Origin of the sequence: Streptomyces sp. AM 4-1-1 (assembly GCF_029167625.1) — a bacterium.
Taxonomy (GTDB): domain Bacteria; phylum Actinomycetota; class Actinomycetes; order Streptomycetales; family Streptomycetaceae; genus Streptomyces.
Window position 1 is genome coordinate 2278755 of sequence record NZ_CP119145.1, and the last position, 16495, is coordinate 2295249.

Below are 16495 nucleotides of genomic sequence, written 5' to 3' on the forward strand. Positions count from 1 at the left end.
CGTCACGTGTCCTGGTCGGCCGCTTCCCGCGCCACGCGTTCCAGGCGATTCCGGTGGTTCTCCCACCACCCCGCGTCGCCCGGCGGGATGTTGTCGTTGCTCTTGTTCATGCCCACGGCGCCGTCCATGAGTTCCCGGAGGATGTCGGCGTGCCCGGCGTGCCGCTGTGTGTCGCTGATCACGCGCACGACCGCGTGATGCAGCGTCACCTCGTTTTTCTCGCCCGGCCACCACGGCACTCTGCCGACCGTGTCCAGCGGCAGCGCGTCGAGCGTCGCGTCCGCGTGCGCCCATGCCCGGCGGTAGAACTCGACGATCTGCTCCCGCGTTTCGTCGGCGGTGGCCCACAAGTCGTCGTTGGGGTCGGCACCTTCTTCGAGCCAGGGCAGGGATTCGCCCGACGGCCGTCCGAAGGTGTCACCGAGGTATCCCACCTCCACGCCGGCCACGTGCTTCACCAGGCCGAGGAGGTTGGTGCCGGTCGGTGTCAGCGGGCGGCGGACGTCGTACTCCGGGAGTCCTTCGAGTTTCCACAGCAGGGCGTCACGAGCGGACTGGAGATAGAAGTGGAGGTCGGCCTTGGGTTCCGTTGCGGTCATGTGGCCAGTCTGCGGCTCACGTGATCTCTGTCCACCGCTTTTGTTCACCGCCTTGGCCACAGTGTCGCGTACCGCCGCTCGCGGTGTGCCGGTCCCACTGTCCCAACCACCTGGGTCGGGGCGCCTCTTGCTCCGGCGTGCGCGGTTTCCTGGTTCCTGGTCGCCCGCCGGACTCGCCGTCGACGGTTGAGCGACACCGCTTCATCGCAGCCTGGTGGTGGGCGAAGATCGCAGAGGACGAAGGGCACGGAAGCAACACCAGGGGGATCTGTGGGCAATCAGCTATGGGCCTTGGTCGGCGTCACCCTCGGCGCCGTCCTGTCGTACGTGGTGGGAATGCTGAACGAACGCACGCGCTGGCGAAGGGAGCAGGGGGCGCGGTGGGACGGGTTGCTCCTTCAGGCGTACGGCGACTACGGCCAGGCCGTCAAGGAGTGCGTCCTTGCGTACCAACGGCTCGCCGCCCAACGGGGGTTGACCGCCGAGACCATGCCCGCGGAGCCTACGGGCGCACCCCCACCCCCGGAGCGAGCGGCGCTGGCGGAACTGCGGCGCGCCGCCACGACCGAACCGCTGCGCCTGCTGGCCGATCCGGCCACCGCCGACGCTGTCCGCGAACTGAACGACGCCGTGTGGCACCTGGAGTGGCTCGCGCTGGGGCACCTGCCGGGAGACGCGTCCGCCTGGGAACAGGCGTACCGCGCCTACCGAACTGCGCGGCAGACCTTCTACGAGAGGGCCCGGACGAGTCTGCACGTGCCGGGCGGGGTCATTCCCGAGCGCGCGAGTTGGCCGCCGGACTGGCGAACGGGTGCGTGAGCGTGCGCCGTCCGGACTTGCCGACGCGCGCCCGTCAAACGTTGAGGGTCGGGCCGCGGAGGGGAAGGCCCGTCCGAGGGAGATGCCGAGGTCGGACGGGCCGCCGGGTGGGGCATCGCGACCCCGGCATGGCGAGCCCCCGGGCGGGCCTTACCCACGGCGGGCGCGCCTGGGACAGGACCCCGCGTGGGCAAGGCCCCGGGGCGGCGGAGTCAGGCGGAGTCAGGAGAGTTGTTCGTCGTAGTCCGGGAGTTTGAACCCGCGCTCGTAATTCACGTACTCAAGGTCACCCGGGCGGTTTCCGACGTTCGCTATCAGGGTGTAGCCGCTCGCGACGAATTCCTTGCGGCAGCGGATCTTCACGTCGACCGAGTGGCTTTCGTTCTTCTTCAGGCATATCGCGGTGATCGTCGGGTAGCCGGCCTTCTTCAGGTCGGACAGCGCACCGGACTTGCCGCTCTCCTTTCGGGCGGTCGCGATCAGCACGGAGACCCCGTTGGCTGCGGCGGCCTTCGCGAATTCCAGAACCGGCTTGTTCGGAGCGCCCGGGTGGTACTCCGTCTCCAGCGAGGTGTTGTCGATGTCCAGCACGATGGCGAGCTTCGAACCGCCCTGTTTCACCCGTTGCGTGAGGTAGGGGACGGATGGGTCCATGACCTTGCGTACGTCGGACTGCCAGGTCTCGTAGCTCGGCAGCGAGGCGGCCGCCGCGCTGGGGGCGGCGGTCGCCGTCGGGGCGGGGGCGGCGATTGCCGTCGGGGCGGTCGCGATGCCCAGTGCGAGCAGGCCCGCCGCCACCGTGGTGAGCTTGTGCGTCCTGGAATTCATTCCGTTCACTCTCCGTTCTCGTGCACGCAAAGAAAACGACGGATGGAACAACGTGTCGCGCCGAAAGGTTCCTCGACTTTCGCGCACGACGTTAGCAGTCCATTCCGGTGAGAGGACCATGTCTTTCGAGGACGGCTCATTCGCATCTTTGACATGCGTCGACGCCGGTGAACGCGAAGTGACCCCAGTGCATATACGAGGAAATGCCGAACTCACCGGAGCCCAGGTTCAGGAGCGTCGCGGGAGCAGGGGCGGGGCGTGAACATGACGTCCGACGCGTGGGCGACGATCTCGGCCTCGCTGCCCAGGGACCATTCCGCGACCCGCGAAGCCATCGCGGCCGGGACGGCGTCGCTGATTCCCTCGGCCGCCGGGATGTCGTGCGTGGCGTGGGCGTCGTGCGGCAGGACGACCCGGTAGTCCAGGTCCAGGGCCCGGCGCGCTGTCGCCCGTACACACATCTCCGACATCACTCCGCAGACGGCGACCGCCCGTACGCCCGCGTCGGTCAGCACGTCCCCCAGCGGAGTCCTCTCGAAGCCGTCGTCCTCGGGCTTGCGGATCACCGTCTCCGACGGGCCGGTCCGGGCGGGGTGGTGGAGCGCCCAGCCCGGGGTGTGCGGTTCGTCGTCCGCTCCGGCCGGTCCGTCGTTCTGGAGGTGGACGACGAGTGCCCCGGCCGCGCGGGCCCGGTCGATCAGGTCCGCTGTACGGTCGATGATCCGGGCGGCGTCCGGTACCGCCCTGGCTCCGGAGACGGCGGCCGACTGCACGTCCACCACGATCAGGGCCTCTACGGGCGACACAGGCTCGCTCATATGGTCATCCTGCCTGCGGCCGTACTCCCCGCGCACTCCGTTAACCAGGTGATGGATGGCAGCGGACGGGCCATAAGGACCGGGAGGAGCGGAAGGAGCGCGAGAGGTGGGAGAGGCGGCTGAGCACGGTCATCGACTTCGGCGGTACGGAGAGTACGAGAGGCTTCCGCCGAAGCTCGTAGAATCGCGGTGTGGCATTCATGAGTACCCCGCACTGCTGCTTCCTGTGATCGGAAGGCATTGAGGGCGTTGCCGGACGGCATCGCCCTCCTCGGTGTGCCTGCCGCGTGAACCACGTCCTCGGCGCTACCCGTACCCAGCCCAGGTGGCCGGACGCCGGGCCCGCTCCCTCCTGGGGCGGCGACTGCCGAACGCGCGTGCAGGCACGGTCCTTTCCTTCACCGTTGCCAGGAGTGCCTTGTGCCTGTGTCGCCTCTCCCCGCCCTCGAACCGTTCCTCGACCTGTTGCGCTGCCCGCCGTGCCGCGCCCGCCTCCACCCCGACGGCGGCACGCTGCGCTGCCCCTCGGGTCACACCTTCGACATCGCCCGTCACGGGTACGTCAGTCTCTTGACGGGCAGCCGCGCCACCAGCGGCGACGACGCGGCCATGGCCCGCGCCCGCGATCGGTTCCTGTCCACCGGCAGGTACGGGCCCGTCCGACAGGCAGTGGCCCGCCTGGCCGCCGGCGCCGCGTCCGAGCGGGGGCGGCAGCGGGGCACGGTCGTCGACGTCGGGTGCGGTACGGGCTACTACTTGGCCGGGGTACTCGACCGACTGCCCGCCGCCCGTGGTCTGGGGCTGGACACCTCGGTACGCGCGCTGCGCTCGGCAGCCCGAGCGCATGCGCGAGCCGCTGCGGCGACCTGGGACGTCTTCCGTCCCTTCCCGCTGGCCGACGGGGTGGCCGATGTCGTGCTGGACGTGTTCGCTCCGCGCAACCCGTCAGAGTTCCACCGAGTGCTGCGCCCGACCGGCCGGCTGGTCGTCGTACGTCCTACCGGGCGGCACCTGGACGAGCTGCGCGGCCGGGTGCCCGCAATGGTCACGATCGACCCGTTCAAGGAAGAGCGTCTGCACCAGGCGCTGGACCCCTGCTTCGTGGCCGCCGCCACCGAGCAGGTCGAGTACGTCACGTCCCTGACCGGACCCGAGGCACTTGACCTGGTGGGGATGACGCCGAGCGCGCGCCACGCGAACCGCGCAGACCTGGAGGATGCCTGCCTCCTGCCCGATCGGGTCACTGTCTCCGTGCTGGCCACCGCCTACCGGCCCCGGTGACCGGTGCCGTGCTCGCGGCGGTGATCACCTGGTCACGGAGTTGAGAGAATCGGCCTCGGCCGACGGGGCGGGCGGGGCGACCAGGGTGTCGGACTGGTCCGCACGGCGAAGGGAATCGGCGACGAACCCGTCCGCCTTCAACTCCTCGACCAGGTCCCGGAGGAACCGTACGGTCTCCGGCCGCCGGGTCGTGGTCGTCCCCAGCGCCTGTTGGATCTGCATGAACCGGCCCTCGATCAGGCGTACTTCGTGGTGCGCGACGACGTACTCGGCCAGCGGCTGCCTGATCCCGGCCGCGACCTCCAGGCCCTGGGCGCGGAACTCGTCGACCCCCTCGTCCCCGCGCACGACGCTCGCGTGCAGCAAGGTGCGGGTGAGGTAGAGGTCGTACGCGGAACCGCGCTTCACTCCGATGCGTACGCCTGCGCTGTCGACATCGGCGACCGTGGTGAGCGCCGAGTCCCGGGGCACGGCGAACACGCCCTCGATCACGACGTACGGCGCGGTGAAGGCGACCTCCGCCTCGCGCGCGGGCTCGACGGCCAGGAAGCAGATGTCGGCCCGCCCGGTCGTCATCGCCTCGAACGACTTCCGCGCCGCGTCGAAGCACAGGAACTCCACGGGCACGTCCAGCCGCGCACCGATCTCCCGGGCGATGTCGACCGTGATGCCGGTGGGGGCCGCCGGAGTCCCCTGGGCCAGCACCGGATTGCCCAGGTTGATCGAGGCCCGCAGAGTGCCGTTCGGCGCCAGGTCCTTGGTGATGTCGGCAGTCACATTCGCCATGGATCGGACTATAGGACACGGCCTGCCAAGGCCCTTGGCGGTTGGCGGTGGGCGGTTGGCCTTGGGGCTGTTGGCGATTGGCCTTGGGCCGTTGGCTGTTGGCTTTGGGCGGTGGCGGTGAGCCTTGGAGTGCCGGTCCTTGGCGGTCGAGGGGCCACGGGTCAGCCTTCGATGGCGGGCAGGCCGGCCGCCTCGTAGACCCGCGCGAAGCGCTCCCGCCAGGGGGTGTACTCGGTCGGCGGCTCGGCGGGGCGGGCGCCGCGCCTCCAGTTCTCGTACGCGATGGCCTGGCGGCAGGCGGCGCATTCCGTCTCCTCCGTCAGCGGGCGGAAGACGTGTTCCTCGCCCGGCCCGTCGCAGGTGACCAGTTCGGGCACGGGAGGGAACTGCGGTGCCCCGGGGGGCGGTTCGGGCGACAGGGTGGGCGTGGGAGGCTCGGGGAGTTTGTGCAGGAGGCGGTGGCGCAGGAACCCGACCGCCGACCGCACTCCGTCGTCGGGCAGTTCGGACGTCAGAACCCGCCGCAGCTCGGACGGCGAGACACCGTGCCGCAGCCAGGTGACGGCTTCCGCCGCCAGGGCGCGGGCCTCGATCACCCCCAGGTGAAGTTGGCGATGGGAGTGGCGCAACGACAGCAGCAGCCCCTCGGCCTCTGCGAGTTCGTGGTCGTGGGCGGGAGCCGGTTCGATCGCGCCCTCGGGTTCGGGGCGGGCCCCGGGCCCGGTGCCGGATTCAGGTACGTGTACGGGCTCGGGCTCGGGTTCGGTGTCCGGGGTGATGGGTGCGGGGGTGATGGTGAGCGTGAGGGCGGGGTCCGGCTCGTCGCGGGTGTGGGCTTCGGGGGGTGGGTGGGGAGTGCTCTTCTCACAGTGTTCTTCTACTGGTTCATAGCCACCGACCGTCCGACCGGTCGATGCACCGACCGCCGGAAACCGGACACCCGGTGACGAATCCACACCCGACCTCTCGCCCGATCCCTCGCCCGTCCCCTCGCCCGCCCCCTCGACCGGCCTCTCCCCCGATCCTTCCCGCAGCCCGGAGGCCGCCTCGTCCGACAGGGGGAGATTCGCCAGGAGTTGTTCGGTGACCCAGCGTCCCCGGTCGCCCTGGCTGCGCCACTCGTGTACGTAACCGTGCTCCACCAGTTGCTGCTTGGCCTTCTGGTACGCACGGCCCTTGATCCCGAGCCTTCGCGCGAGTTCGCCGAGGGACTTGCCAACCGCGTTGTCGGGGAGCCCTTGCACGTACAGCAGGAGGATCTTCGCGTCGCTGCTCAGCCGTGGATGGCGTACGACATCGTGCGATGCCTTGGTGAAGCGCCCGGACGGCGCGATAACATGCCGAAGCATTCCCGGTGGCCTTTCTTGGGTTCCCACTGGTGATGAAGGCCCTCGGTCTGGTGTTACCGCACCGCCGGGGGCCGCCCCATGCGCGCGATACGCGTACGCACACGGAGTGTGATGTTCCCGTCACCGTACCGCAGGAATTTTCCCCGCCGCCACGCGAACAAGTCTTCGGGTGCCGTTGCCATTTGGGGGACGCGGCAGCCTCCGTCCGGCCTGTCGAGGTGGTCGCGCGAGGCGTGTGTGGCGGCGGAGAATCAGGGGGATCGGGCGCACCCTCGGTTCAGAATCGGAAGACGGGACCGGTCGCCGCGTCGAGGGCACAGGCGTTGGGGAAGGTACGGGTCCACTCGACGGGACGGCCTTCGAAGCGGCCCTTCGCGGTGGCTGTGACGGGGTCGTACTCCATGGTGCACGCGTGCGGGTCGTCGGGCAGGGCGTCCAGATCGCCGTGCACCACGGCGACGGCCGCGCAGGCCGCCGGCCCGTGCGGGTGATGGCCTTCGGTGTAAGGGCACTTGAGGACCACGCCACGGACCCAGGTGTTCTCGGAACCGGAGACCGTCAGGAGGAGATCGCCGTCGGCGCGGCCGGCGCGGCCTGCGGGAACCATACCGGTCACACCGGCCGCGGCAGCCGCGCCGACGGTCTGCGGAAGCGGCGGCGAGAACGGGGGCGCGAGCAGAGGTGACAGCAGGGCCGCTGTGAAGAGCGCCACCCGGGCGAGGCCGCGGAGGGAACGGGAGTCGCGGGGACGGTGGGCGCGGGAGGCGCGGGCACGGGAGGCGCGGGCGCGGAGGGCACGGGAGGCGCGGGCGCGGAGGGCACGGGAGGCGCGGGCGCGGAGGGCACGGGAGGCGCGGGCGCGGAGGGCACGGGTGGCGCGGGCGCGGGCGCGCATTCGGAGAGGAGCGTTCATGCGCGGCTCAACGAAGGGGCCCTGGGGCGAGGCACGGGGGCAGAGCTGAGGCCGGGGCCGAGGCCGCGCCCCGCCTCCCCGCGTCAGCGGGTTACGCGCTCAGGGGCCCGGAACGTCAGGCGGGACGGGTCAGCGTAGTTCGTACTGGTCGTGCGGGACGGCGCGCTGCCATACGGTTTCGAATGCCGCTCCGCATTGCTTCGCCACGGTGGGCTCGGTGCACAGCTCCATGCCTGGCTCCTGCCAGTTTCCCTCTCCCGAAAAGTGGTTGAACAGCACTGTCTCCCCGTCGAAGATCCATAGGTCGTTCCCAGGCAGCAGGAGGTCGGACGTCAACCGTCGTGGCAGCCAGCGCACCTGCTCACCCGCGTGAACGTTGACGGAAGTACCAGCGTGCTCGTACCGGATGTAATCCGTCACCGGTTCCGATACGACCCGGGCCCGGCGCACCGAGACGCCCCTGCCGACCGCGCGGATAATGGGTCCACCCAGGGGCTCCAGTAAGGGGATTGGGGGTCAGCGTCGCGGCGGTTCGTCTCCTTCCACCGAGCGAAGTCATCGGCCTCGTCGTGGACTCCGTACACATCGCGCATCTCCAGATGCATGGCGGAGTGCCGGGCGGCCTCCATGAGTTCGTTGAACGGGGGCACGTGCGCCGCCATGGATGTCTCCTGAGCTCAGTCTTGATCGTTCACAGGGGCTAACAGGCCGGTCGTTTCCCGCGCCCCGTCCCGGCCCAACGCATCGATGGCCCGCACGATGAGGGACCTGGCCTCGGCCCCGTAGACGGCCATGCCGCGAAGTTCGCCGAACGCCCGCAAGTACAGCGCCACCTGACTCGGTTGAGTCACCTTCACCTGCGCCGACAGGAGTTCCACGGACACGAGTGAGTCATCGTAGATGTGGAACGTCTCCGTCGGCCATTGCTTCCGATCTGTCGTAGTCCGTGGGATGACTCCCAGAGAAACCGCAGGCAGAGCCCCTGCGGTCAAGAGGTGACCCAACTGAGCCGCCATGGCGTCAGCGTCACCAAAACGGTAGTACAGAGCGGCTTCCTCGATGACAAGAACGAACCGATGTCCATGTTCGTGAATCACGCGTGCCCGAGCGATCCGGGCAGCCGCCGCGTCCGCGCCGTCATCGGGAATCCCGCGAAAGTGCGCAATCGTGCTCAGCAGACCCGTCGCGTAGCCCTCCGTCTGCAACAGGCCGGGCACCAATGTCGCCGAGTAGACGCGGAAGAGCTGTGTCTCCCGGAAGAACTGAGCCGAACGGTCCTGGAGCTGCTTCAACCCGTTCCGCACCTGGTGACGCCACTCGTTGTACAACGATTCCGCGTTGAGCGACTGCGCGATCACGTCGTCGGCGTCCCGCTCGGCTCCGCACGCCCGGCACCACAGGCGTATGTCCTTGGCGGACGGAGCGGTGCGGGCGTTTTCAATGCGCGACGTCTTGGCGTGATGCCAGCCACACCGGCCGGCCAGCTCAGCCACCGTGAGCCCGGCTCCCTTTCGCATATCCCGCAGTCGCGTCGCGACAGTTTCGCGGGCAGCTTGAGCGGATGACGAAGGCGACTTGGGCATGAGCTGGCCTGGTCGGTGCTTTCTGCTAGCTGATCTCGTACTCTTCGTGCGGCGTGGCACGCTCCCATACTGCCTCGAACGCGGAGAAGCACAACCCAGCTGCTGCCGGCTCGTCGGTGATCTCCGCGCCCGTCGATGAACCGTCACCCGCGAAGTGGTTCCAGTGCACCCACTGGTCATCGAAGAGCCAGAAGTCATTGCCCGGCAGGGCGATGTCGGACGCATGCCTGCGAGGGAGCCACCGAACCACTTCCCCGGCAGCCACGTTGGTGAACGTACCCGAGTGTTCGTACCGGATGTACTCACTCACCGGCTCGGAGACGATGCGGGCGCGACGGACGACGACGCCACGGACGACCGTCTCCGACATCAGGTCCAGCCACGGGCGCCACCACGAGGCGCGGTCCGCCGGGTCATGACGGAAACCCTTCTTCCATGCGGCGAACGGGCCGTCCTCGTAGTCGACCGCGTAGGCGTCACGCATCTCCAAGTGCACCGCGGACCGCACGCACCCGTGAATCAGATCATCGAACGTTGGCACGCTCGACCGCATCGCACGCCTCCCTCACCAAGCCGACCATCCTGGCGGGAATCCGGATCACTGCCTCGTTTTCGGGAATCCCCGTGGCGTGTCCAGGGACCTCTGTGGCAGCGCACTCCGCTTCAAGCGCGGAATCCGGCTTCCATCCCTGGAAGACGAGCTCACCATTCTTCTCGTCGACCCACACTGTGGGGCTTTCTTTGTCAGCGGTGTTGGGATCGATCCCGACGAAACGTAATGTCACGTTCATCCCCAATCGAGGCTCGTGCACGTCCGTGCATGCTTGTGCAACAGAATCACTCGACGTTGGCACTTGTTCAAGGGCAGTTTGAAGCCACTTCATGAGGTGACCTCTTGTGCACGCACAATTCTGCACATGACTGGCGAGTCGGCCGTGGGATCTCCTAGCGTCACATGCACGGTCACGGACAAGCGGCTCCCGAGGGGAGCCCCGCTATCGCGTCCGGTGGCCCACCGGCCGACGTGGCCCGGCCGTCGTCGTCCGGAGGCAGACGACACATGGGATTCAGCCCGCGTGTCGGGAACTTGGCACTTGTCCGAGGAGATTCGCATGGCCCCACTCGTCGCCCCACAGCAGCACACACCTCGTCAACACGTCCTTCCGCAGGAGCACACGCGTCGTGAGTACGGCGTTCAGCGGCATGCCGTCGGCCGCAGTCTCGTCGATGGCGAGTTGTTCGATCGTCTCGTCAGTTTCCTTGAGCACGAGGACCGGATGGAGCGTCCGCTCGCCGAGCGGGTCATGGACCAGGCACTCGCCTTCCTCGCCATGACAGCGCGGCGCGGAGACGTTCCGTTGTCGCCGTCCAAGACGGTCGACCCCGGCTGGCACGCGTTCATCCTGCACTCGCGGGAGTACGCCGACTGGTGCCGACGGAACGCGGGGCGGTTCATTCACCACCACCCTTACAAGGGACAGCAGCTGCGTGACGGGGGCGCGATCCGGCGGACCGTGGAGGCCATCGAGGAGGCCGGCTTCGCCGTCGACCACGAGCTGTGGGGAACGGCCGCCGAGTGCAATCCGCCGACCTGTTGCGGCGACGGCCCCTGCCGCTGAACGCCGCATCGCCTTCCCCGGCGGGGTCGGGCGGGGTCGCCTCCGTCGCGCGTGTGGAGCGTGCGCGGTGGCGGCCGGCCACCGGCCGGGACACCGAGGGGCGGTTCGCGGGACTCGTACGGACTCGTCACTCGTGGAGAACGGACTCGTCGTGGGGGCCACCCAACGCGTCACCGGCCGCAGCCGCATCACGCTCTTTCCGCTGGACGGCCTCACCGTCGCGTACACCACCCGGTCCAGCGACTCGCGGGGGCTCGGTGATGTCGCGATCATCGGGGTCACCGCGCCCGAAGGTGCCACCGGGGTACACCTGTGGCGGCTCGCGGCCGGCATGTACACCAATCCGCCGCCCGCTCAGACGCAGGCCCGCTGGCTCCTCACGCAGTGCGGCCGGGCCCGGATGGTCCGGGCCGACGACCATCACGATCTGCCCGATACCCGGTGGACCGGGGAGCTCGACCGGGCGTTCCCGCTGGACGCCCTCTTCGCCAACCACACCAGCCTGCGCACCGGGCGGCTCGTCCTGGGCCGTTGACCGGTGAGCGGGTGCGTGGAGGAGAGCGGGGGCGGACGTTGGGCGGCGTGGAGGCGTGGGACGGCGTGGAGGCGTGGGGCGTAACCGATTCCCCACGTGGCGCACACAGTTTCATCACAGTTTCGCTTCCTTCCCTCGTATGCCCCTCCTGGCGCTTCCGCTCCTGCGAACATCACCTCCTTCGGTCACACAGAAATGCCTTGGGGGGCACCATGACTTCGCGAGTTTCCGGGTTTTCGAGAGCGGTACGCGGTCCGGTCGGGATATCGGCCGGAGTCCTCGCTCTGGCCCTGACCGTCGCCGGGTGCGAGGGCGGCGACGACGACAGCGGCAAGGACGCCAAGGCCGTGGCGGCGGCGTCCGCCGGTACCGCATCCGCCTCGCCCACTGCCCTGGTCGCGCGTCAACTGGCCCTCGTGGACGACACCGTGAGCACCGACGCGGTCGAGAAGGTCGCGGTCTCCGCGTTGCAGAACGACACGGTGCGGCTGGAGAACGACACCTCGGGTTCGCTGCTCACCTGGTACGGCGTGCCTGATCTCACGGCCGCCGTCGAGACCCCGCCCGCGCACGGCACGGCCACCGTCGTCGACGGGGCGGTGTTCGCGTACACGCCGACGGCCGGGTACTCCGGTTCGGACGAGTTCACGTACCGGGTCACGGTGAAGGGGAAGCCCGCGCTGACCGGTACCGCCGTCGTAAGCATCACGGTGACCGCACCCACCCCCACACCCTCTCCGACGCCCGAGGTGAGCAAGGCACCGGCCGCCAAGCCTAAGCCGAAGCGGACCGAGACGAAGGACTCGGTGTACTACAAGAACTGCGATGCCGTACGGGCCGCCGGGGCCGCGCCGATCCATCGCGGGCAGCCCGGGTTCGCGGCCCACCTCGACCGTGACGGGGACGGCGTCGGCTGCGAGCCGTACCACGGCAACGGCGGGTCGTCGAGTGGGGGCGGAAGCGGGAGCGGTGGCAGTGGCAGTGGTGGGGGCGGTGGCAGCGCGTACTACAAGAACTGCGCCGCCGCTCGGGCCGCCGGGGCCGCGCCGGTTCACGCCGGGGACCCCGGGTACGGGCGGCACCTCGACCGTGACGGGGACGGCGTCGGCTGCGAGTGAGCTGGGTTGCACCCCGAGTGACCTGGGTCGCACCCCAGGTGACCTGGGGTGCAACCAGTGATCGGTGATCGGTGGCGGCGATCGGTGGCGGCTTGGTGGTGTGTGGGGGCTTGGTGGTCCGCGAAGGCTCGGCGATCTGCGGTGACTCCGTGATCCGCGGCCGGCGATCCGCGGCTCTGCGACCTCGCGATCCGGCGGTGGCGCCGGGGACTTGGTCATCGCCGGGCGGTGGCGGAGGAAGGGACTTCCGCCGCCGCCCGGTCGGGATGACGCGAAAAGGCTCGGCGGCGTACGTCAGCGGTAGTCGTCCGGGTGGCCCTGCATCCAGGTGTTGATGCGGTCGCGGGTGCCGATCAGTTCGGACCTGTGCTTCTCCAGGTTGTCCACCGACCAGTCGTTGCCCAGCGACTTCCGCATCGCGCCCATCCAGGCCAGCGGTTCCTTGAAGTGGGCCGGGCCCTTCGAGTCCGCCCTCATGGCCTCGTCGAGTCCGCGAAGTTCGCCGTTGACGCGCCCCAGGAAGTAGTCGCAGTCCCCCGCGCCCGGAGTGCAGGTCTCCCCCAGGGTGGCCTGGAGGCCGGCGAAGGCGTCACGCACCGCCTCGGGGCCGGGTTCGACAGTGGAGGCGGAGTTCTGATCCGGGGAGTCCTGGTCCGAGCTCCGGCCCGCGGGGTCCGTACCGTTCTCCGGGTCGGTCGTGGCCTTCGCCGCGGTCTCCTTCGCCGCCGCCGAGGCGGGCGGTATGTCCGGGACGTCACCGCCCGGACCGTTCGTCGTGGTGGCGCTGGTGCAGGACACCAGGGCAGCCGCGAGGACCGCGGCGACAGCGGCGCCACGGAAGCCGGTACGGATGACGGACATGAGTTCCCCTCGTGCGCTGACCTTGGGTCCTGTCCGATGGTGTTCGGCCGGACTGGACTGGACCATACTTCAGCTCAGCGGGCCGGTGGCTGTCCCAGGAACGCCCTCAACGCCGTGTACAGGGCCGCCGGCTGGTCCAGGTGCACGTCGTGGGAGGCGTCAGGAACGATCCGTACGTCCGTGTCCGGATGGCGCACACGCATCTGCTCCGCCTCCTCCGCGCGCATCGAGCCGGACGCGCCCCGCACCACGAGCACCGGGCAGCACACCCGGTCCCACTCGTCCCAGAAGCCACGGCGGGCGTTCTCCGCGACCGTCGCCACCATCACGTCACGATCGACGCGTGGGTGCAGGCCGTCGGGCGTACGGGCGAGACCCGCGGCCCAGGCGTTCCCCACCTCGCCCCCGCCGAAGAACGCGGACGCGGCCTCGAAGGAGGCGAACGGCACCGGCCAGGAGTCCATCCAGGACCCGATCCGCTCGGGCAGCTCCGGGGCGGGTCCGTCCGGCCCCGCCTCCACGAGCACCAACGCCTCCACCCGGTCGGGGTGCGCCGCTGCGGTCAGCAGCGCGGTGAGGCCGCCCAGGGACTGCCCGACGAGTGTCAACGGGGTCTCCTCACCGACCAGTTGGTCCATCACTGTCTTCGCGTCCCGGACGTGTGCGGCGCGCGAGAGATCTACGGGGCAGCGGGTGGCGGCGCCATGGCCTCGGGCGTCGTAGGCAAGGACCCGGTGGTGGGAAGTCAACATGCCTGCCAGCGACGCCCATTCGCCGGCGTGGCCCGCCAGGCCGTGGAGCAGCAGGACCGGGGGGCCATCACCCCCGTAATCCACGCATGACAGGCGCACTCCGTCCGTGGTGGACAGGGATGTGGTGGACACGGACGTGGTGGTCGGTGTGACGTGTGGGCGGGGCGGCTGTGCCATGGGCCGGTGATTCTCCGTTCGCGGGCTTTCCGGGTTCGGGCTTTCGTTCAACGTGCCGGTGCGCACCGCCGGTTGACGGATGTCGGCCGCTCTTCTCCACCGTCCTGCGCGTCGTCCGCTGTTCTCCGCCGTCCTGCGCGCGGGACGGGTTCCGTGGTCCGAGTCAGTCAGCGGTCGGTACGGGGGCGGTGGCCGTACCGCCCGTGACCAGGGCCTGGATCGACGGCGCGTACAGGTCCGCGAGGTGTTCCGACGTGACCAGGGCGCCCGCGCCCTCGCGGTGCAGACTGAGGGTGGCGCCGAGACCCAGCAGGTGGCCCGCGATCAGTTCGGCCCGCAGAGCCCGCTCGTCGCCCCGGAGGCGGGCGGCCAGCCGGTCGGTGACCTGAGCGTGGAAGCGGTCACGCAGGAGGGAGCGCTCGTCGCGGTTGCCGAGCGAGAACACCACGCGCAGCAGCGGGTCCGAGTGCTCCTCCCGGCGGCGGCGCACCAGCGTCAGCACCATGTGCCGGCCGAGGCCGCCGAGCGGTGCGTCGAAGAGTTCTTCGGCGGCGGGGCCGAAGTCCGCGACGGTGTTGAAGAGTTCTTCCTTGCGGCCGAAGTGCTTCACCACCAGGGACGGGCTCACCCCCGCGTCGGCGGCGATGGCCCGGATCGTCACCTCCGCGTACGGGCGCTGCGTGAACGCCCGGCGCGCGGCCCGCAGAATCGCGTACCGGCCGGTGCCCGGATCGACGGCAGCCGGGGACGGGGTGGGCGCGGAGGCGGAGGGTGAGGCGGAAGCGGAGGGCCCGGCCGTGGAGGGCGGGGCGGAAGCGGAAGGCGGGGCGGAAGCGGAAGGCGCGGAGGCGGGGGCTCGGCCGGTCATGCGCTCTCCCTGGGCTTCGGTCTCATCGGGTGGTCGCCTCCGACCGTACCCGGGCACCCGCCTGCTCCGGACCCGGCGCCCGCCTGCCCGGCAGGAACGACGTCACCGCGAGCGCCAGCAGCGCCGCGCCCGACGCGATCAGGAACACCAGCTGGTAGGCGTGGAGCGTCGGCGCCGTCCGGCCGCCGATCCGGAACGTGATGTTGGCGAGCACCGCCGCCACCGTGGCGCTGCAGAACGCCTGACCGACGGACCTCATCAGCGTGTTGAGTCCGTTGGCCGCACCGGTCTCGCTGACGGGCACGCCCCGCATCACCAGCGCGGGCAGCGCGGAGTACGCGATGGCCGTGCCCGCCGCGACGACCGTCGCGCCCGCGATGATCAGCCACAGGCTGTGGCTGGTGAAGTAACGCACCACGTATCCGGCCGCGATGATCCCCGCGGCCAGGGCCAGGGAGACCTTCGGGCCGTACGAGGCGGAGATCCGCGCCGAGACCGGCGAGAGCGCCACCATGGCCACCCCGCCCGGCAGCAGGCACAGCCCGCTGACGACGAGGGAGGCGCCGAGCCCGTAACCCGTCGCCTTCGGCTCCTGCACCATCTGCGCGGTGACCAGGGAGTTCGCGTAGAAGGCGAACCCGATCAGCAACGCGGCGATGTTCGTCAGCAGGACGGCGGGGCGGGCCGAGATGCGCAGATCGACCATGGGTGACGTGACGCGGAGTTCGTACACGCCCCAGAGCAGCGCCACGACGAGGGCGGCGACGAGCAGGCCGACGGTACGGGGCGAGGTCCAGCCCCAGTCACCGCCCTGGGTGACCGGGAGCAGCAGACAGAGCAGCGCCGCCGCGAGCCCGAGCGCGCCGATCGCGTCGAACCGGCCGCGCGAGCGCAGCGGCGATTCCGGTACGCAGCACAGCACCAGCACGATGTCGAGGACACCGATCACGCCCGACACCCAGAACATGGTGTGCCAGTCGAAGTGCTCCACGACCAGGGCGGCGACCGGCAGGCCGACAGCGGCGCCGATGCCGAGCGTCGAACTCATCAGGGCCACGGCGGACAGCACGCGCTCGGGCGGGAGTTCGTCGCGCAGGATGCTGATGCCCAGCGGTACGACGGCGATGGCCGCGCCCTGGAGTGCGCGGCCGGTGATCAGTACGCCGATGTGGGAGCTGACCGCGCACAGTACCGAGCCCACGACCAGCACGCCGAGGGACGCGACGAGCACCCGTCGCTTGCCGTACATGTCACCGACCCGGCCGAGCACGGGGGTGAAGACGGCGCCCGTGAGGAGGGTGACGGTGACCAGCCAGCTGGCGGCGGTCGGGGTGGAGCCGGTGAGGGCGGGGATGTGCGGGAGCAGCGGGACGACGATCGTCTGCATGACGGCGACGACGACCCCGCAGAAGGCGAGCACGCCCACCGCGTAACGGGGGTGCGCCGGGTGGACGACCGGCTCGGGGGCGGCGGCGGGATCGGCGGGGAGGGCGGGTTCGGCCGGGCCTGGTATGTCTGCGGGCATGGTTCTCCGTACGGTGCTCGACGGCTGGGCGGACGGCGGACGCGGAGGTGCGGCAACGGAAGCG

The 16495-nt window shown here is 70.0% G+C and carries 18 protein-coding genes and 1 pseudogene; 5 read left to right on the top strand and 14 right to left on the bottom strand.

What is annotated here, in order from left to right; genetic code table 11:
* Positions 1–2: 2 nt before the first annotated feature.
* Positions 3–599 (bottom strand): DinB family protein, encoded by a 597-nt coding sequence (locus tag PZB75_RS09530; protein WP_275534863.1) that lies wholly within the window; start codon positions 597–599, stop codon positions 3–5.
* A 270-nt stretch (positions 600–869) separates the two neighbouring features.
* Here PZB75_RS09530 and PZB75_RS09535 point away from each other — a divergent pair, with 270 nt between their 5' ends.
* A complete protein-coding gene (locus tag PZB75_RS09535; RefSeq protein ID WP_275534864.1) occupies positions 870–1418 on the top strand; it encodes a hypothetical protein in 549 nt (182 codons plus the stop codon).
* 222 nt (positions 1419–1640) lie between these two features.
* Here the strand turns inward: PZB75_RS09535 and PZB75_RS09540 are convergent, their stop codons facing one another.
* Both PZB75_RS09540 and PZB75_RS09545 read right to left on the bottom strand, forming a co-directional pair.
* Positions 1641–2246 carry an HAD family acid phosphatase gene (locus tag PZB75_RS09540; protein WP_275534865.1) on the bottom strand — a complete coding sequence of 202 codons (606 nt, stop codon included), beginning with the start codon at positions 2244–2246 and terminating at the stop codon, positions 1641–1643.
* Between the two features lie 212 nt (positions 2247–2458).
* The gene (locus PZB75_RS09545; RefSeq protein WP_275534866.1) at positions 2459–3064 is read right to left on the bottom strand and encodes an isochorismatase family protein; all 606 of its coding nucleotides are present in this window, start codon (positions 3062–3064) and stop codon (positions 2459–2461) included.
* A 420-nt stretch (positions 3065–3484) separates the two neighbouring features.
* On the opposite strand from PZB75_RS09545, the gene PZB75_RS09550 reads away from it, so the two are divergent.
* Entirely contained in the window at positions 3485–4345 is an 861-nt protein-coding gene (locus PZB75_RS09550; RefSeq protein WP_275534867.1) for a putative RNA methyltransferase, read from the top strand.
* A gap of 24 nt (positions 4346–4369) precedes the next feature.
* On the opposite strand, the gene PZB75_RS09555 is transcribed toward PZB75_RS09550, so the two are convergent.
* The 7 genes and pseudogenes from PZB75_RS09555 to PZB75_RS09585 all read right to left on the bottom strand — a co-directional run bounded on the left by PZB75_RS09555 (position 4370) and on the right by PZB75_RS09585 (position 9761).
* The gene (locus tag PZB75_RS09555; RefSeq protein WP_275534868.1) at positions 4370–5131 is read right to left on the bottom strand and encodes a transporter substrate-binding domain-containing protein; all 762 of its coding nucleotides are present in this window, start codon (positions 5129–5131) and stop codon (positions 4370–4372) included.
* A gap of 161 nt (positions 5132–5292) precedes the next feature.
* Positions 5293–6480 carry a helix-turn-helix domain-containing protein gene (locus tag PZB75_RS09560; protein WP_275534869.1) on the bottom strand — a complete coding sequence of 396 codons (1188 nt, stop codon included), beginning with the start codon at positions 6478–6480 and terminating at the stop codon, positions 5293–5295.
* Positions 6481–6757: 277 nt separating this feature from the next.
* Positions 6758–7393, bottom strand: a complete 636-nt coding sequence (locus PZB75_RS09565; RefSeq protein ID WP_275534870.1) for an SSI family serine proteinase inhibitor — start codon at positions 7391–7393, stop codon at positions 6758–6760.
* Between the two features lie 129 nt (positions 7394–7522).
* Positions 7523–8055: pseudogene (locus tag PZB75_RS09570) on the bottom strand (DUF6879 family protein).
* A gap of 15 nt (positions 8056–8070) precedes the next feature.
* Complete coding sequence (locus PZB75_RS09575; protein ID WP_275534871.1) at positions 8071–8976, bottom strand: helix-turn-helix transcriptional regulator; 906 nt, start codon at positions 8974–8976, stop codon at positions 8071–8073.
* Between the two features lie 25 nt (positions 8977–9001).
* On the bottom strand, positions 9002–9529 hold the full coding sequence (locus tag PZB75_RS09580) for a DUF6879 family protein (RefSeq protein WP_275534872.1): 528 nt from the start codon (positions 9527–9529) through the stop codon (positions 9002–9004).
* Complete coding sequence (locus tag PZB75_RS09585; RefSeq protein ID WP_275538650.1) at positions 9501–9761, bottom strand: hypothetical protein; 261 nt, start codon at positions 9759–9761, stop codon at positions 9501–9503. Before PZB75_RS09585 ends, PZB75_RS09580 begins: the two co-directional genes overlap by 29 nt.
* Before the next feature lie 327 nt (positions 9762–10088).
* On the opposite strand from PZB75_RS09585, the gene PZB75_RS09590 reads away from it, so the two are divergent.
* From PZB75_RS09590 to PZB75_RS09600, 3 genes are all read left to right on the top strand, one after another.
* Entirely contained in the window at positions 10089–10595 is a 507-nt protein-coding gene (locus PZB75_RS09590; RefSeq protein WP_275534873.1) for a hypothetical protein, read from the top strand.
* A 133-nt stretch (positions 10596–10728) separates the two neighbouring features.
* Complete coding sequence (locus PZB75_RS09595) at positions 10729–11130, top strand: hypothetical protein (protein ID WP_275534874.1); 402 nt, start codon at positions 10729–10731, stop codon at positions 11128–11130.
* A 212-nt stretch (positions 11131–11342) separates the two neighbouring features.
* Positions 11343–12248, top strand: a complete 906-nt coding sequence (locus tag PZB75_RS09600; RefSeq protein WP_275534875.1) for an excalibur calcium-binding domain-containing protein — start codon at positions 11343–11345, stop codon at positions 12246–12248.
* Between the two features lie 294 nt (positions 12249–12542).
* Here the strand turns inward: PZB75_RS09600 and PZB75_RS09605 are convergent, their stop codons facing one another.
* The 4 genes from PZB75_RS09605 to PZB75_RS09620 all read right to left on the bottom strand — a co-directional run bounded on the left by PZB75_RS09605 (position 12543) and on the right by PZB75_RS09620 (position 16431).
* Positions 12543–13109 (bottom strand): hypothetical protein, encoded by a 567-nt coding sequence (locus PZB75_RS09605; protein WP_275534876.1) that lies wholly within the window; start codon positions 13107–13109, stop codon positions 12543–12545.
* Between the two features lie 74 nt (positions 13110–13183).
* A complete protein-coding gene (locus PZB75_RS09610; protein ID WP_275534877.1) occupies positions 13184–14038 on the bottom strand; it encodes an alpha/beta hydrolase in 855 nt (284 codons plus the stop codon).
* Positions 14039–14201: 163 nt separating this feature from the next.
* Positions 14202–14906: a TetR/AcrR family transcriptional regulator gene (locus tag PZB75_RS09615; protein ID WP_275534878.1), complete on the bottom strand. Its 705-nt coding sequence runs from the start codon at positions 14904–14906 to the stop codon at positions 14202–14204.
* Between the two features lie 22 nt (positions 14907–14928).
* A complete protein-coding gene (locus PZB75_RS09620; protein WP_275534879.1) occupies positions 14929–16431 on the bottom strand; it encodes an MFS transporter in 1503 nt (500 codons plus the stop codon).
* Positions 16432–16495 lie beyond the last annotated feature (64 nt).

Coding starts and splice junctions, on each gene's coding strand:
- PZB75_RS09580 (WP_275534872.1), bottom strand. CDS start 9,529: ATGCGGTCGAGCGTGCCAACGTTCGATGATCTGATTCACGGGTGCGTG.
- PZB75_RS09605 (WP_275534876.1), bottom strand. CDS start 13,109: ATGTCCGTCATCCGTACCGGCTTCCGTGGCGCCGCTGTCGCCGCGGTC.
- PZB75_RS09545 (WP_275534866.1), bottom strand. CDS start 3,064: ATGAGCGAGCCTGTGTCGCCCGTAGAGGCCCTGATCGTGGTGGACGTG.
- PZB75_RS09620 (WP_275534879.1), bottom strand. CDS start 16,431: ATGCCCGCAGACATACCAGGCCCGGCCGAACCCGCCCTCCCCGCCGAT.
- PZB75_RS09565 (WP_275534870.1), bottom strand. CDS start 7,393: ATGAACGCTCCTCTCCGAATGCGCGCCCGCGCCCGCGCCACCCGTGCC.
- PZB75_RS09555 (WP_275534868.1), bottom strand. CDS start 5,131: ATGGCGAATGTGACTGCCGACATCACCAAGGACCTGGCGCCGAACGGC.
- PZB75_RS09610 (WP_275534877.1), bottom strand. CDS start 14,038: ATGGCACAGCCGCCCCGCCCACACGTCACACCGACCACCACGTCCGTG.
- PZB75_RS09590 (WP_275534873.1), top strand. CDS start 10,089: ATGGCCCCACTCGTCGCCCCACAGCAGCACACACCTCGTCAACACGTC.
- PZB75_RS09530 (WP_275534863.1), bottom strand. CDS start 599: ATGACCGCAACGGAACCCAAGGCCGACCTCCACTTCTATCTCCAGTCC.
- PZB75_RS09615 (WP_275534878.1), bottom strand. CDS start 14,906: ATGACCGGCCGAGCCCCCGCCTCCGCGCCTTCCGCTTCCGCCCCGCCT.
- PZB75_RS09540 (WP_275534865.1), bottom strand. CDS start 2,246: ATGAATTCCAGGACGCACAAGCTCACCACGGTGGCGGCGGGCCTGCTC.
- PZB75_RS09600 (WP_275534875.1), top strand. CDS start 11,343: ATGACTTCGCGAGTTTCCGGGTTTTCGAGAGCGGTACGCGGTCCGGTC.
- PZB75_RS09560 (WP_275534869.1), bottom strand. CDS start 6,480: ATGCTTCGGCATGTTATCGCGCCGTCCGGGCGCTTCACCAAGGCATCG.
- PZB75_RS09575 (WP_275534871.1), bottom strand. CDS start 8,976: ATGCCCAAGTCGCCTTCGTCATCCGCTCAAGCTGCCCGCGAAACTGTC.